This is a genomic window from Maribacter orientalis, assembly GCF_900109345.1.
Taxonomy (GTDB): Bacteria; Bacteroidota; Bacteroidia; order Flavobacteriales; family Flavobacteriaceae; genus Maribacter; species Maribacter orientalis.
On record NZ_FNZN01000004.1, the window covers coordinates 240215 to 256201 of the forward strand.

Below are 15987 nucleotides of genomic sequence, written 5' to 3' on the forward strand. Positions count from 1 at the left end.
AGGAATACTTATTAGGCAGGTGCATCATTGAGCAACAACTAAACTCACATGATTATGAAGAAAATTCTAACTCTATCCTTCTTGTTACTATGTACCCTACATGTAGCTCGAGCACAGGAAAACACAATTACCGGTAAAGTATCAGATTCACAAGGTCCCTTGGCCGGCGTTAATGTAATGGTCAAAGGAACCACTACAGGGGTCATTACAGATTTTGACGGTTTGTATTCCATTACGGCAGCAAGCGATGCCACTTTGGTTTACTCCTTTATAGGATATGCCAAATTAGAAATGCCCGTAAATGGAAAAACGACAATGAACGTAATCCTTGAAGAGTCAGCACAACAGTTGACAGAAACCATTGTACTAGGCACAAGGGGCGCTGCAAGAACAAAATTGAACACTCCCGTACCTGTAGATGTAATCAATATTAAAAAAGATGCGATAAATATGCCGCAGCAAGACCTTTCACAAATGCTAGCAGCTTCCGCTCCATCATTTACCGCATATACAAGTGGTGGTGGTGACTTATCGTCATTTGTTAGTCCGCCTTCTTTAAGAGGTTTGGCTCCCAACCAAATGTTGGTTTTGGTAAATGGAAAAAGAAGGCATACGTCAGCTATTCTTGCCGCATCACAAACGGGTACACCTTCAAATGCGGTAGATATGAAGTTTATACCTTCTATAGGTATCGACAGAATAGAAATATTACGTGATGGTGCATCTGCCCAATATGGATCTGATGCGATTGCCGGTGTTGTGAACATAGTTCTTAAAAAAGGAACTGGCGAATTTACCGGAACACTAACTGGCGGTGCTTACCCAAATGCCTCACCTGATTTTGGCGATTCTGATTTAACAGACGCAGAAAAAGCACTAAACAGATCTTCCGGAGATTGGGACGGCTACAATTTTCAATTCGATGGAAATTATGGAGTCGGATTTGAAAATGGAGGCTACTTCAATGCTTCAGTTCTTGTAAGTCAATCAGAACGAACAATAAGACCAACAGTTTTAGAAGTTGATAGAGCACCACTCTATAGCGATATATATTTAAATAACGGAACTACCGATGTTAATGGTAATCCAATTATTACCAATCCTGAGTTGATTGCTGCCCAAGGCAGTGGTGATGCCGGTTTAATTAACTCTTTAACCACTGTTGAAGGATTAATGGGTGCTAGAGGTATTGAACAAGTAGATGTATCAACCTACTCTGGTCAACCAGCAAAAACATTAATGGGTTTTAGTTTCAATATGGAAACTCCATTAACAGATACCACAGACTTTTATGCCTTTGGTGATTTTGGATATCAGTATTCAGATGCCTATAGCTGTTTTTATAGAAGAGCTGCACAAGCAGACAGAACAAGTTATGCCCTTTATCCCAATGGTTTTAGGCCTCAAATTTATACTGACCAATACAACGTATCATTGGCTTCAGGTATTACCGGCGAGCTAGGTGATTACGAATTTGATTTAAGCAACACCTTCGGAACCAACTCAGCGAAATACGGTATGTTCAATACTTGGAACGCAAGTATTGGAGAAAGCTCTCCTACTGAAATGAACCTAGGAACACATAGCTTCTTACAAAACTCACTTAATCTAGATTTCACCAACTACTATGAAGACATTCTTTCAGGATTGAATGTTGCCTTTGGAGGTGAATTAAGAGTTGAAAACTATTCCATCGAAGCAGGACAAGAAGAAAGCTGGACAGCAGGCACTGTCGGCGTTGTAACCGCTACAGAAGACAACCAGGCATTAATTGGTCCTGATGGTTTCCCACTTGAAGACTTGAATGGTTCTCCTATTGTTAATGAAACTGGCGCCGCAGTTGTTTTACCATATGCAGGTGTAAGCCAAGAATTAGTGAAAAACTATGCATTGAACTGTCAGTGCTTTAGAGGTTTTGCCCCTGAAAACGAGAGTAACAGTTTCAGATCTGTTATGGCAGCCTACGTTGATTTAGAATTGGATGTATCCGATAAATTTCTTATCTCTGGTGCCTTACGTTTAGAAAATTATTCTGATTTTGGAAATGTTATAACCAGTAAAATTGCTGGTAGATATTCTATCAGTGATAATTTCGCAATAAGAGGATCTTACAGTAGTGGTTTTAGGGCTCCTTCATTACAGGAACTAAACTACTCGCATAGCTATACTTTCTTCGTAAATCTGGTTCCTTTTGATGGAACTCTTTACCAAAATAGCAGTTCTGCAGCAAGCGCATTGGGTATAGGTCAATTACAAGAAGAGCGTTCAAGAAACTTTAGCCTAGGTTTTACTACTAAAATTGGAAAACTAGACTTCACCTTAGATGCCTACAAAATTGATATTTTCGATAGAATTTTTGAAACTGGTGAATTTAATGCAGGCACTACTCCTGCTTTAGCACCAATCATTGGAAGCGGACTTGCAAGCTTCAGAATTAATGGAGGTGACATTAGCACCAAAGGTATTGAGGCTGTAGCCAATTACAATACTAATTTAGGCGCAGGTCAATTAGGTATTGTTCTTTCAGGAACCTTTAGGGAGAACAAATTTGAAAACATCAATTTACCAGATTTGAACACCAACCTAACCGATGAGGAATTGGCTGACAATTACGTAAATAGAGGCCTTATCGGTCAATTTGAAACAGGCACTCCAAGTAGCAAACTTATAGGTACCCTAAATTATTCCATTGGAAAATTTTCAACCATGCTGAGAGGAACACGTTATGGTTCTGTTCAAACAAGAGATAGCAGAACGAGAACATTATTAGATGGTTCTACAGGGTACGCTGATCAATATTTTACTCCAGAATTTACGGTAGATCTAGGTGTCACCTACAAGGTATCAGACAATCTAAGCCTAACCGTTGGTGGTAATAATGTGTTCAATGAATATCCAGAAATCATTAGATATGAACTTCGAACATTCAACTTATATTCTAATTATCAGCAAGGGTCTTCAGGCTCTTACTATTTTGGAAGATTAACGTTCACACTATAAAGCAAGGTAACCCTTTAAGAAAAGATAATTATGAAAACATACATTAAACACATAGTAATCATAGTAGTAACAATTGGCTTTTTCTCTTGCGAACAAGAACGATTAGACCCAATATTGACCACTGCCGATGGTGGTGGCAAGTTAACTACCTATACAGCATATACCATTGATTCAACTGATCCCGATGGGTCAAATGTGTATGGCAGAATCGTGTTTTGGAAAAGCGCCTTAGACCAAACGCTAGTACAGATTTCACTTTATAACACAGTTCCTGGTCTATTGCATCCTGCATTGATTATAGATGGTGCAGCGGGCTCTGGAGGAACCACCATGATAACATTAGATAATGTTTCTGGCGAAACAGGTGAGCTAGACACTAGTAAACTCTATGTTATAACAGATACTTCTTTCTATGATTCCATTTCATCAATGGATAGCCATATTGATATCTATCTGAGTACTACCGACGATACACTGGTTGCAACAGGTGACCTTGGTAGTAATGCTGATCCTGTAGAATCTAATTGAATATTATAAACTTAAATATAGCACAAAATGAAAACAAATGTAAACAGAAGAGATTGGCTTAAAAAAGGCGTTCTCACAGCAGCAGGTGTAATGGCAGCACCTTATTTGACCTATGGGGCTTTCCCCTCACAACCAACGGTAGTAGATGCAAAAGGAAATATACCCTACACACCATTTTTTAAGGAGTATCTACCTTATGCCCCAACACAACCACTAGAGTTAGCTGCAAAACTTAACGCAAATGAAAATCCTTACGGACCATCACCTATGGCTGTTGACGCCATGCAAAAGTATGCTCCAAAAGGAAATCGATACGCCTGGAAGGAATTGTATGAATTGATGGATAAAATTGCTTTGGAAGAAGGTGTTAAGCAAGAAAATATCATGATGGGCCCAGGTTCATCAGACCTTTTGGAAAAAACGGCAATGGTTTTCTTTCAACATGGAGGTAATATTGTTTCTGCAGATCCCGCTTATATGTCCCTAATTAAAGTTGCTGAAGCAACTGGTGCCACTTGGAAACCCATTCCACTTAAAAAAGACTGGTCTCACGATTTAGCAGCCATGGAAGCAGCAGTTGATGATGATACAAAATTAGTGTACATCTGTAACCCCAACAACCCTACAGGGAGTATGACAGACCATGCAGAACTAATTGATTTCTGTTCACGAGTATCTGAAAAGACTCCAATTTTCGTAGATGAAGCCTATCTGGGGTTTTTAGACGATAGTGCTAAAAAGAGTATGGTTTCGCTAATAAATGATGGTAAAAATGTAATCATAGCACGCACATTCTCTAAAATACAGGGTATGGCAGGCTTACGTGTAGGCTATGTTGTTGCCCAACCTGAAACATTGGATATCATACAAAAGATTACGCGTGGTGGCATGGGCATTTCCCTTCCTTCAGTTTATGCAGCTATGGCAAGTATGGATGATATTGCATTTAAGGATAAATCTAGAAAATTGAATAAAGTATGTAGAGAATACGTGTACGAAAACCTTGATCGCTTAGGCTTTGAATATGTACCTTCTTCTACAAGCTTTATAATTTTCCCTATAGAAATGGACGGTAAACCTTTCTTAGAAAAAATGACCGCCGAAGGTGTTGGTGTACGAGCTTTTGAAATCTATGGAAAAAACTGGTGCCGTGTGAGCATGGGTACTATGGATGAAATGAAGCTGTTTACAGCTGCCCTTGAAAAAGTGCTAGTTTAAGTTTGAATTAGTCCAGGAGTTGGATGAATGGATAATTGCCTTGATACAACAGTCTTAAGTTCAACTCCTTCGGACTATTCATTTTTAGAGAACCCTGTCCAAACCAAATCCCTCAGAAGATGAATTTTGCTTTACAGAAAACACTGGAATTAATATTAATCATTGGCCTCGGGTTACTTTTACAAAAAAAAGTGGCCAAGCAAGATTTAAAAGGAGTTAAGGTCTTAATATTAAGTGTGGCCTTACCTGCGACTATTTTCGTAGCCCTCTTAAAAATAGAGCTTAATGGAACATTATTAGTATTTCCTTTAGCCGCTTTGACCTTTAATCTGTTGATGTTATTAGCTACAAAATATTTTCTTGCAGCATCATTACATAAAGAAGAGCAAAGTAAAAAGAGAACGTTAATGATGCTATTACCATCGACGGCACCAGGTCTTTCATGCTTTCCATTCATTGTAGCATATTTAGGTGACGATACTTTAGCATTAGCTGCACTTGCCGATATAGGTAATAAAATTTTCGTACTCATTCTACTTTATATGCTAGCCATGCATTGGTATCGCAAAAACTCATTAATTGAGAAGCAAGAATCCTCTAAAAGCAAAATAAAAGGTCTTTTCATTTCATTAATAAACGAACCCATTAATATGGTCATTGTAATAGGTTTGATTATGTTAGGTTTCGGACTAAACCTTTCTTCATTACCAACCTTTTTTCAAAACACTGCATTAAGCGTAAAAGATTTGATGACGCCATTAGTCTTATTATTTATTGGAATGGCCGTTAGAATCAATTCTGGTGAATTTAAGTTAATAATATCTATGTTATTCCGTAGAGCGGGTCTTGCTTTTTTATTAAGCGGTCTATTTGCATTCGCAATACCAACTTTAACTCCGGCAATGATTTTACTATTAATTGTTTTTCCTCAAAGCGCATGTAGTTTTTGGCCATTCGCACATATGAGTGCCATTCAGTCTATGGATGAGAAAGACGCACAGCCAAATCCGACATTCGATGTTAACTTCGGACTAAACATATTGGCATGTTCTTTACCTTTTTCTACACTATTGATTATCGGTATTTTCTCTTTTAGCGAGTTCTTCATCAATCCACTAATATTGCTTGGTTTAGGCGCATCGATTTTAGCTATTTCTTTTACTCCGGATATTTTTAAGACTACAAGCTTCATGTTAGATAGAGAACGAAAAATAACCCATAAAACTTTGAAAAAAAAATCACACTTAACCATTGCAAAAGATGATATTAAGCCTACTAATGAAAAAAATCAATTAGCGATGCCAAGGCAAGCTAAATCTAACTTTAACTAGGTTTCTTTCATCCAATTACAAAGTGGTCTATTCATCCAAAGGCAAAATATAAAATCAGAAATATCTTTCAAAAACAAAAAGAACACATGTCATGAACCGTTCTAGAGCGATTATAAAAATTACTAAAACAATTAAGGCTCATAACTCAGGTAACTATTAAACAAAAAAATGGCTCAACGTGTATAAATATACTCGCCAAGCCAACCTTTTTAATTCAAACTACTCCTCTTAAATGTTAGATAATTTGACTCATTTACATAAGAATTATATCATTTAGCTACTTCAATAGGTACGAGATATACAATACCTTCATCATAACTACCTTTTCGAAGTTCTTGAAAATCTATATTCTCCTTAATATACTCTGAAAGCAAACTGGAATTGGTAGATATGGATAATATCCTAACCAAACCTTTATCGTCAACAGCTAAACGAACTTCTGCTTTTTGCCCCCTAATCTGGTCTGGAACATTCTCTTCAGCGAATAGATTATAAATCTGACTGGTTAAAGCCTTGGTACTTTTCGGCTCGGTATCATTGGCTAAAACACATGACACACTTAAAAAAGTAAAAATTACTGTAAAATATAATATTTTTTTCATGACATGAATATTAAATTATACTTAAAGATATTAAAGATATCTTAATATTAGATACAATAAAATATTAAATTAATAATATTTTATTGTTAAACTAAGATTATAATAATTTATCAGTCATGAAATATAATTCTTAATAAGTTTCTTTCATCCAATTATACGGTTTTCTATTCATCCAAAGACCTCGTGTAAAATCAGGGAAATCTTGAGGTTCTCCATTATTTGCTATAGATACCTCAGAAAGTGGTGTAACAGCACTCCAAGCTGCAGCATCGTATGCATCTAATGGTGGAGCGATATTTTCTTTCGCCGATTCAATAAATGAATTCATCACAAAGAAGTCCATACCCCCATGACCAGCATCTAAAGCATATTCGCCATACTTTTTCCAAAGTGGGTGGTCATATTTTTCCAACCATGGCTGTGCTTCACTCCAAGTGTGAGGTTCAGATTCTCCTTCTACATAAATTCTACTTCCGTCCACTTCCCAAAGACCATTAGCACCTTGAACCCTAAACCCTAAAGAGTAAGGTCTGGGCAAATTACAATCGTGAGTAATAATAATAGTTTCGCCATTAGCCGTGTTTATGGTAGAGGTAATGACATCACCTTGCTTGAATTTCACTTTTGCATTTGGGTGAGTTTCACCACCTTCTTTTACAATATAGTTATGCAATCCTATACCTTTTGTGGCATGAGAAGTCATAGATACAAATCGATTTCCTCTATTAACATCTGCCATTACAGCAATAGGACCTAGACCATGAGTTGGGTATACATCTGCATTTCGTTTCACTGAATGTTCAGTTCGCCATTTAGACTCAGAAATACCTTTCTCCCCAAATTCAACTCCTTTACCATAGGCCGTTTTTCCATCATTAAATTTAACATGTCTTAAATCATGTTGATAACCACACCTAAAATGAACTAGCTCACCAAAAACATTTTGTTTCACCATGTTGAGCACGGCCAAAATATCTCTACGATAGTTTACATTTTCCAATATCATCATATGGGTACCGCTACGCTCATGAGTATTGACCAAATCCCAACATTCTTCTAAGGTATTTGAAGCTGATACTTCTACACCAGCATATTTTCCTGCCTCCATAGCATCTACCGTCATACGGGTATGCCAAAGCCATGGTGTCGCTATTACAACAGCATCAACATCTGCCAAGGCCAAAAGATTCTTATAATCCATATCATTAGAGCCGAATACCTTTGGAGCTTTTCCTTTTGCTTCTGCAATATGCTTTTTAGCAATAGCTATACGTTCTTGATCAACATCGCAAATCGCAGTAACATTCACATCTTTCCTCAACAATAGGTTTTGCAGATGATTCGTTCCTCTTAGTCCGACTCCAATCAATCCAACATTCAATTTATCTATAGCGCTAAAACTATTACGGGCGAACCCTGGCACTGCTACTATTCCCATACTTGCAATTGATGCATTCCTAATAAAATTTCTTCTAGAGCTCATATTCATAAAAATTATAAGCTTTGAATTTATAAAAACTACTTGACTAATATTAATTAATCATCAATTTTAATGGTGATACATCTAATTTGACAGATAATTTATCATTGCATTTCATACTTTTGACTTTTTAAACACAAAAATCATGACTTTACTTTTAATGGCTGCTGGTAGCGGCAGTAGATATGGAAAACTTAAACAATTCGATGATTTAGGCCCAAACGGTGAATTTTTAATGGAATTCGCTATTTATGACGCTATACAGAACAATTTTGAGCAAATTGTAGTTATCACGAAAAAAGAAAATGTTTCCTTTTTAGAAGAGCACCTTTCAAAAAGATTACCAAAAACTATAAAATTAAATGTTCTTGCACAAGAGCTTACGGATTTACCTGACGGAGTTACATTTACAGGTGAACGTAAAAAACCATGGGGTACAGCGCATGCAGTTTGGACAGCCAGAAATGTTATCGATGGTCCGTTTGTGGTCATTAATGCTGATGATTTTTATGGCCAATCCGCTTATAAGAGAGCTGCTGATTTTATGAAATCGGATGATAATGCATATGCGCTATTAGGATATACTTTAAAAGACACCTTATCTGAACACGGTTCTGTTTCTAGAGGTGTTTGTGAAGTTAAAGGCGATAATTTAGTTTCTGTTCAAGAACGACTAAAATTAATTCAGAGGGATAATAAAATCGTTGATGAAGATACAAATTTAGATTTCACAGGAGATGAACAGGCAAGTATGAACTTTTGGGTTTGTAGACCTTCTATTTTCGATAAGATTGAATCTGAATTCAGATTATTTTTAAATGATGATGACCGTATTGCCAATAGTGAATTGTATATTCCATTAATGATACAAGAAATGTTACAAGCAAACGAGATAGAAGTAAAATGCATACCTTCTGGTGGCGACTGGTTCGGCGTTACTTATGCAAGTGATAAAGAAAAAGCAATGAATAGCCTAAAAGAAAAATCTGACTCAGGAAAATACCCTGCTCCTATTTGGAGTTAATTTCCTTTGAATATTTATTAAAGCCCCATTAGAATAAATGTTCTAATGGGGCTTTCTTTTGGCTTAAAATGAGGTAAACTAAAAAGAGTCCAATCTTTTTGAGATTGGACTCTTTTACGAGAACACTATATGAAAATGAAAAAATTTAATTCGTTTTTTATTACATAGTAAACTTACGAGGAAGGTTAACTATTAAAAACAAATTGATGTAAACCGCTCATATTATGTGGTGAGATGAACTATTTTTGTTGTGTACTCAATTCATAGCTATGAAAATTCGAATAAAAGGCGATTCCATTCGATTTAGATTAACCCAAACAGAGGTTAAAGCGCTTTCTGAAAATGGGAAGATTTATGATAGCACCAATTTTGGGAATCAAGAATTCAATTATGGAGTTGTTCTAAAAAAAGATATTGACAACCTAAATGTCAGTTTTAAAAACAACAGCATCAGTTTAGAAATGCCATACATAAATGGTAAATCTTGGTATGCAAACGACATAATCACTTTTGACCACAATATTAAAACATCGAAGGATAACGAATTATACTTGCTTCTGGAGAAAGATTTTACCTGCCTAGATAATACCATAGAAGACCAATCGGATAATTATCCAAATCCGAAATCAAGTTAGATTCTTTCTATAATATCTAGCGTTTTTAAATTGGTCTTTCAATCGAGATATAATTTAACGAAAATAAGTCCAAAGATTTCCATCACATTAACTAAGTTTAAATCATGGACTCAAATACTCACCGAAAAGTATCCTTTAGGGGATCTGAAGATTTTCTTGAAATTGAACTAAAGGATCCCATAACACATGCAGCAGGTTATTTAGGTGTACGAGAAGCGTTGAAACATACTTTTAAGGAAATGGGCGTTCTTCGTTCTATGCGAACATTACTGAGCATGAACCAAAAAGATGGCTTTGACTGCCCTAGTTGTGCATGGCCAGACCCAGAACACCCTTCACCAATTGCGGAGTATTGCGAAAATGGGGCAAAAGCATTGGGTGATGAGGCAACTACAAGTCATATTGGTGCAGATTTTTTTCAAAAAAACTCAGTTGAAGAACTATCCCAGCTAACAGATTTTCAACTTAACAAATTTGGGCGTTTAATAGAACCAATGGTGCTGAAACCTGGAAGCGTTCATTATGAACCTATTTCGTGGGAAGAATCTTTTGAATTAATTGCATCGGAATTAAAGAAATTAAATAATCCTGATGAGGCAATTTTTTATACCTCTGGCAGGTCAAGTAATGAAGCTGCATTTTTATATGGTATGTTCGCCCGTGCACTAGGCACCAATAATTTACCCGATTGCTCAAATATGTGCCATGAAAGTAGTGGTGTTGCACTAGGTGAGACTTTGGGCATAGGTAAAGGGTCGACTACGTTAGAAGATCTTTATGAAGCCGAAGTTATACTTATTGCGGGTCAAAACCCAGGTACGAACCATCCTAGAATGTTATCTGCACTTGAAAAATGTAAGCAGAATGGTGGTAGGGTAATTAGTATAAACCCATTAGAGGAATCAGGGTTGGTAAACTTCAAAAATCCGCAGCACATAAAAGGGTGGATTGGCGGCGGTGAAGACATGGCAGATATTCATCTACCTGTAAACATCAATCAAGATATTCCACTAATAAAATTGATATTAAAAAAATTAGCAGTTTTAGACCAAGAACATAAAAATGTATTTGACCATGATTTCATTCAAAAATACACTAACGGTTATGATGCGCTTATTTCGGATTTAGATACTTATTCATCTGAAGAGCTCCTAAACCTAACCGGTGTATCTGAAGATAAAATCGATGAAACCGTAGCTCTTTTAGCCAACAAATCTAAAATCATTGTTTGTTGGGCAATGGGCCTAACCCAACATAAGAATGGTGTTGAAAACATTCGTGAATTTGTAAACCTATTACTTCTTAAGGGCGCTATTGGAAAACCGAATGCAGGTACTTGCCCAGTTCGCGGTCACAGTAACGTACAAGGCGACCGAAGTGTTGGCATTCAGCATTTCGTTGACAAAGAAATGAATGAACGCATTAAAAAACATCTAGGCTTTACCCCACCAGACCATGAAGGTGTCGATGTAGTGGGCTCAATGAAAGCTATGTTTGAAGGAAAGGCCAAAATTTTCATGTGCCTTGGCGGTAATTTCGTAATGGCTGCGTCAGATACTGAATACACCGCCAAGGGTTTACAAAACTGTGACCTTACTGTACAAGTTAGTACCAAGTTGAACCGAACGCATTTAATTACCGGTAAAACTGCATTGATTTTACCAACGATTGGCAGGTCAGAAAAAGACATGAAAAATGGAATGCCCCGTCACTTCACTGTCGAAAATAGCATGGGAAGGGTAAAAAAATCTAAGGGTATATTAAAACCTGCTTCAGACACTATTATGAGTGAGCCAGAAATCATTGCAAATATTGGCCAAGCCTACTTTGGTGATGACCACCCTATGAATTGGAAATCTTTAGGAGATGACTACGAACTAATTAGAACTCAAATAGATCAAGTAGCAAAAGGGTTTAATAAAACCAAAGAACGCTCAGAAGGTGCAGGGTACTACTTACCCAATAATGTACGTGATTTAGATTTTAGCATGCTACCTAATGGAAAAGCTCAGATATCTATCAACAAGTTACCACTTCACGAATTGGCAAAAGATGAATACATGTTAATGACCATACGTTCGCATGATCAATTCAACACCACTATTTACGGCTTAGATGATCGCTATCGTGGAGTATATAATGCCCGAAGGGTAATTTTTATGAATAGTAATGATATGAAAGCTGTAGGTCTCAAAAAATTAGACATCGTTGATATTACAAGTACGTATGATACTACCGTAAGAGTTGCCCATAATTTCAAAGTAGTACCTTATAATATACCATCGGGTAATTTGGCTTCTTACTTTCCTGAAACAAACGTTTTGGTACCCTATAATCACTTTGCAGATCGCAGTAAAACTCCAATAAGTAAATCAATAAAGGTGAGATTGGTAAAGAAATAGTTGTCTATAATACTTTATTTTAGGTTGTTACGTACATACTTATTTTAAACCATAAAGCATAAAAAAGCCAATGTTTCCATCGGCTAAGTTATATCATAAACATGCACACATCTTACTAGTGCGACTCAAAGATAGATTGAGATTTATCAATGCATGTTATGGCTACTAAAGTAAAATGTTATTTTATTGAAAAGCTGGCATACCTGTAATATCAGCACCGGTAATCAACAAATGTATATCGTGAGTACCCTCATAAGTGATCACACTTTCTAAATTCATCATGTGTCTCATAATGCTATACTCACCCGTTATACCCATACCACCTAAAACCTGTCTTGCTTCACGCGCTATATTTATGGCCATTTCAACGTTGTTTCTTTTAGCCATTGAAATCTGTGCAGTTGTTGCTTTACCCTCGTTCTTTAGTTGCCCCAAACGAAAAGCTAATAATTGAGCCTTGGTAATTTCAGTAATCATTTCGGCTAATTTCTTTTGTTGTAATTGTGTTGCAGCAATTGGCTTCCCAAATTGAATTCGCTCTTTTGCATATCTCAATGCAGTATCATAACAATCCATTGCCGCCCCAATAGCACCCCATGCAATTCCAAATCTAGCAGAATCCAAGCATCCTAAAGGTGCTCCTAAGCCTGATTTATTAGGTAATAAATTCTCTTTAGGAACTTTCACATTATCGAAAATCAATTCACCTGTAGCCGAAGCCCTTAATGACCATTTATTATGTGTTTCTGGTGTTGTAAAACCTTCCATCCCACGCTCTACAATTAGACCGTGTATACGACCTTCTTCATTCTTTGCCCATACCACCGCTATATCACAGAATGGTGAATTTGAAATCCATAATTTGGCTCCATTCAAAAGATAATGATCACCCATATCTTTGTATTTGGTTTCCATGCCGCTTGGGTTAGAACCATGGTTTGGCTCCGTTAATCCGAAAGACCCCATCCATTCCCCTGTTGCTAATTTTGGTAAATACTTTTTACGTTGTTCTTCAGTGCCGTAAGTAAATATAGGATACATCACCAAAGAAGATTGCACCGATGCTGTTGACCGTACTCCACTATCTCCCCTCTCAATTTCTTGCATGATGAGGCCGTAACTAATTTGATCTAAACCAGCACCACCGTACTCTTCAGGAATATATGGTCCGAAGGCACCAATTTCTGCAAGACCACCAATAATCTGTTTTGGAAATTCTGCTTTTTGTGCATATTCCTCAATTATAGGTGAAACATCTCTTTTTACCCATTGGCGCGCTGCATCACGTACCAATAAATGTTCTTCTGAAAATAAATCATCTAAATTATAATAGTCTGGTGCTTCAAATAAATCAGGTCTCATAACATTGCTTTTATCAAAGATAATTAAAGAAATATAACATTATGCAACCATATAGTTACATTTTTAAATAAAAATCTTTTGTTAGTTTAATGTAATCCATTGTATACACATGTCTCTCTTTTTCAATGGTTAAATCTAATACCTCGTATGCTTTTTCTAGCTTAGTAAACTCTAACAACACCCTTTTTACTTCTGCAGCAGGGTTACCTTTTACATGCAAACAACGACTGGGAAATAAATCAAAGGTTGCAGCCATTCGTATAAAATCATCTTTCTCCTTAAAAGGTATTATAGTACTAAAGATTCCATTTTCAGAAATTAGTACTGAAACCGCTTCTAGTAGTTCATTGAAAGGGAGAAATTCATTTTGTCTAGCCTGATCTCTTTGTAAATCACCTGAAGTAACGCTTTCGGTATAAAAAGGAGGGTTACAAACAATTACATCATATAAATCTTCAATTTCTTCAATAAACTCATCTAAACCAGCATGATAACAATAAAGTCTATCACCCCATAAAGAATTTTCAAAATTCTCTACACATTGCTCATACGCATTCGAATCTATTTCAATAGCATCTATGACTTCAGCGTTGCTTCTTTGTGCGAGCATTAAAGCAATAACGCCAGTGCCTACGCCAATATCCAATATAGATTCAGCATTTTTGATATCAGCCCAAGCGCCAAGTAAAACACCATCCGTACCAATTTTCATAGCACAACGATCTTGGTTGATTTCAAATTGTTTAAATCGAAATAGCTCGCTCATTAGAGAATCACTTTAAAAATGGCCGATAATATCCTATCACTACTCATTCAAATCTTTCAAAATTCTACTCTTTGCATCGTTTAAATAACTTCTACCAATAGTATATCGTATTCCGCCTATTTCAACACTATTACCCTCAACTACACTAACCTTATCGACAGCAATGGTGTAAGACCTATGAATACGTATAAAATTATCGCCAGGCAATTCATCAGTAAAACTGCTTAAGGTTTTATGAATAATGTACTTTGCCGTGGGAGTTATAATTCTGATATAATCTTTAAGACTTTCTATCACCATTATTTCATCTAGAAATATTTTCTGTAATTTCTTCTTATCGACCTTAACAAAAATTGAAGGCTTTTCGTCTTTGTCATTAACAATCTTATTCACCCCTTGTTTAAGCCCTATAACTCTATCTACAGATTTAAAAAATCTTGGTAAGGATATTGGCTTTACTAGATAATCTATTGCTTCGAGCTCAAAACTTTTTAAGGCATGTTCTTCATGTGCCGTTGTCATAATCACAAAAGGTTTTTGATGAAGTGTGCTCAAAAATTCTAACCCATTTAGGTAAGGCATATTAATATCTAAAAACATAATATCAACAGGGTTATCCCTTAAAAAAGTAGAGGCATCCATGGCATTAGAAAATGTTCCTTCTAATTGCAACTCTTTTACCCTAAGAATATAGTTTTTAATTACATTAACCGCCAATGGTTCATCATCTACAACAATCACTTTCAAAATCATATTACCTTAAGCTTTAAAATAACATTAAACATTTTATTCTCATCGAAGATAGATAGCTCATAATCGCTTTTAGCATACCCAAGTTCTAAACGCTTTTTTACATTAGAAAGTCCAATACCACCCGACTTTACCGGATACTGAAATTCCTTATGGGGGTTAGGTATTGTATTTGAAACCTTAAAAATCATAAAACCTTCAATGACTTGCAAATCGATATCAATTTTCATTTCACCGATATTCTTACTTGCACCATGTTTAAAACAGTTCTCCACCAAAGGAATTAATAACATAGGAGCCATTTTACAATTGTCAAGATCTCCTGAAATATTCATTTCTATCTTAAGACTATCGTCAAATCTAATACGCTCCAAATCTATGTAATTCTTAATACAATTAATCTCACTGGTTAAATCTTGTCTTTGTTTCTTTGTTGCGTACAACAAATACCGCATTAGTTCAGATAATTTAAGAATAACCTCAGGTGCTTGATCCGACTTCTCTAGGGTTAAAGAGTATATATTATTGAGTGTATTAAAGAAAAAATGAGGAGATACCTGAGACCTTAAAAAACGCAACTCGGTTTTCAGTTGGCGCTTTTCTAAATCGTGAAGCTTACTACTTTCGCGTAACCAATCTATAGTTAGTTTTATAGCAGTAAAAAAGGAAATAACATATACTTCGCCTATCATGGTCTGAATAGCATAACCGACGGTAAGCGTATTTACAGCCTCGGGCGCCTCGGGCATTACATCTGTGCTAACCAAGTAATACGTTAAATTGTATTTAAACAAAAGCATAATGAACAATGCCAAAAGAATATAGGCGGTATATTGAACATACTTTTTTGTGTAAATAAATTTTGGCATTAAATAATACGCATTTAAAT

Annotated in this window: 13 protein-coding genes; 7 read left to right on the top strand and 6 right to left on the bottom strand. The window is 36.1% G+C overall.

Annotated elements, in window-relative coordinates; genetic code table 11:
- The first annotated feature begins 54 nt into the window (after positions 1–54).
- The 4 genes from BMY56_RS10710 to BMY56_RS10725 all read left to right on the top strand — a co-directional run bounded on the left by BMY56_RS10710 (position 55) and on the right by BMY56_RS10725 (position 6077).
- Positions 55–3000, top strand: a complete 2946-nt coding sequence (locus BMY56_RS10710; protein ID WP_218144560.1) for a TonB-dependent receptor — start codon at positions 55–57, stop codon at positions 2998–3000.
- A gap of 30 nt (positions 3001–3030) precedes the next feature.
- Positions 3031–3528, top strand: coding sequence for a hypothetical protein (locus BMY56_RS10715; RefSeq protein WP_091623809.1), 498 nt, complete (start codon positions 3031–3033; stop codon positions 3526–3528).
- A 27-nt stretch (positions 3529–3555) separates the two neighbouring features.
- On the top strand, positions 3556–4746 hold the full coding sequence (locus BMY56_RS10720; protein ID WP_091623813.1) for a pyridoxal phosphate-dependent aminotransferase: 1191 nt from the start codon (positions 3556–3558) through the stop codon (positions 4744–4746).
- Between the two features lie 119 nt (positions 4747–4865).
- The gene (locus BMY56_RS10725; protein ID WP_177170955.1) at positions 4866–6077 is read left to right on the top strand and encodes an AEC family transporter; all 1212 of its coding nucleotides are present in this window, start codon (positions 4866–4868) and stop codon (positions 6075–6077) included.
- Positions 6078–6346: 269 nt separating this feature from the next.
- Here BMY56_RS10725 and BMY56_RS10730 read toward each other — a convergent pair whose 3' ends face one another.
- Positions 6347–6679: a hypothetical protein gene (locus BMY56_RS10730; protein ID WP_091623816.1), complete on the bottom strand. Its 333-nt coding sequence runs from the start codon at positions 6677–6679 to the stop codon at positions 6347–6349.
- Positions 6680–6809: 130 nt separating this feature from the next.
- The gene (locus BMY56_RS10735) at positions 6810–8162 is read right to left on the bottom strand and encodes a Gfo/Idh/MocA family protein (protein WP_091624465.1); all 1353 of its coding nucleotides are present in this window, start codon (positions 8160–8162) and stop codon (positions 6810–6812) included.
- A gap of 142 nt (positions 8163–8304) precedes the next feature.
- On the opposite strand from BMY56_RS10735, the gene BMY56_RS10740 reads away from it, so the two are divergent.
- From BMY56_RS10740 to BMY56_RS10750, 3 genes are all read left to right on the top strand, one after another.
- A complete protein-coding gene (locus BMY56_RS10740; protein WP_245737197.1) occupies positions 8305–9183 on the top strand; it encodes a nucleotidyltransferase family protein in 879 nt (292 codons plus the stop codon).
- 269 nt (positions 9184–9452) lie between these two features.
- Positions 9453–9818, top strand: a complete 366-nt coding sequence (locus BMY56_RS10745; RefSeq protein WP_091623818.1) for a DUF7009 family protein — start codon at positions 9453–9455, stop codon at positions 9816–9818.
- 104 nt (positions 9819–9922) lie between these two features.
- The gene (locus tag BMY56_RS10750; RefSeq protein WP_091623821.1) at positions 9923–12220 is read left to right on the top strand and encodes an FdhF/YdeP family oxidoreductase; all 2298 of its coding nucleotides are present in this window, start codon (positions 9923–9925) and stop codon (positions 12218–12220) included.
- A gap of 183 nt (positions 12221–12403) precedes the next feature.
- Here the strand turns inward: BMY56_RS10750 and BMY56_RS10755 are convergent, their stop codons facing one another.
- From BMY56_RS10755 to BMY56_RS10770, 4 genes are read right to left on the bottom strand one after another with little or no spacing between them, the layout of a single operon-like run.
- A complete protein-coding gene (locus BMY56_RS10755) occupies positions 12404–13582 on the bottom strand; it encodes an acyl-CoA dehydrogenase family protein (RefSeq protein WP_079511807.1) in 1179 nt (392 codons plus the stop codon).
- A 55-nt stretch (positions 13583–13637) separates the two neighbouring features.
- Positions 13638–14348: a tRNA1(Val) (adenine(37)-N6)-methyltransferase gene (locus BMY56_RS10760; protein ID WP_079511808.1), complete on the bottom strand. Its 711-nt coding sequence runs from the start codon at positions 14346–14348 to the stop codon at positions 13638–13640.
- Between the two features lie 39 nt (positions 14349–14387).
- Entirely contained in the window at positions 14388–15101 is a 714-nt protein-coding gene (locus tag BMY56_RS10765; RefSeq protein ID WP_091623824.1) for a LytR/AlgR family response regulator transcription factor, read from the bottom strand.
- Positions 15098–15967 carry a sensor histidine kinase gene (locus tag BMY56_RS10770; protein ID WP_245737198.1) on the bottom strand — a complete coding sequence of 290 codons (870 nt, stop codon included), beginning with the start codon at positions 15965–15967 and terminating at the stop codon, positions 15098–15100. Before BMY56_RS10770 ends, BMY56_RS10765 begins: the two co-directional genes overlap by 4 nt.
- Between the last annotated feature and the right edge of the window lie 20 nt (positions 15968–15987).

Coding starts and splice junctions, on each gene's coding strand:
- BMY56_RS10740 (WP_245737197.1), top strand. CDS start 8,305: ATGACTTTACTTTTAATGGCTGCTGGTAGCGGCAGTAGATATGGAAAA.
- BMY56_RS10755 (WP_079511807.1), bottom strand. CDS start 13,582: ATGAGACCTGATTTATTTGAAGCACCAGACTATTATAATTTAGATGAT.
- BMY56_RS10730 (WP_091623816.1), bottom strand. CDS start 6,679: ATGAAAAAAATATTATATTTTACAGTAATTTTTACTTTTTTAAGTGTG.
- BMY56_RS10745 (WP_091623818.1), top strand. CDS start 9,453: ATGAAAATTCGAATAAAAGGCGATTCCATTCGATTTAGATTAACCCAA.
- BMY56_RS10725 (WP_177170955.1), top strand. CDS start 4,866: ATGAATTTTGCTTTACAGAAAACACTGGAATTAATATTAATCATTGGC.
- BMY56_RS10715 (WP_091623809.1), top strand. CDS start 3,031: ATGAAAACATACATTAAACACATAGTAATCATAGTAGTAACAATTGGC.
- BMY56_RS10735 (WP_091624465.1), bottom strand. CDS start 8,162: ATGAGCTCTAGAAGAAATTTTATTAGGAATGCATCAATTGCAAGTATG.
- BMY56_RS10770 (WP_245737198.1), bottom strand. CDS start 15,967: ATGCCAAAATTTATTTACACAAAAAAGTATGTTCAATATACCGCCTAT.
- BMY56_RS10720 (WP_091623813.1), top strand. CDS start 3,556: ATGAAAACAAATGTAAACAGAAGAGATTGGCTTAAAAAAGGCGTTCTC.
- BMY56_RS10750 (WP_091623821.1), top strand. CDS start 9,923: ATGGACTCAAATACTCACCGAAAAGTATCCTTTAGGGGATCTGAAGAT.
- BMY56_RS10765 (WP_091623824.1), bottom strand. CDS start 15,101: ATGATTTTGAAAGTGATTGTTGTAGATGATGAACCATTGGCGGTTAAT.
- BMY56_RS10760 (WP_079511808.1), bottom strand. CDS start 14,348: ATGAGCGAGCTATTTCGATTTAAACAATTTGAAATCAACCAAGATCGT.
- BMY56_RS10710 (WP_218144560.1), top strand. CDS start 55: ATGAAGAAAATTCTAACTCTATCCTTCTTGTTACTATGTACCCTACAT.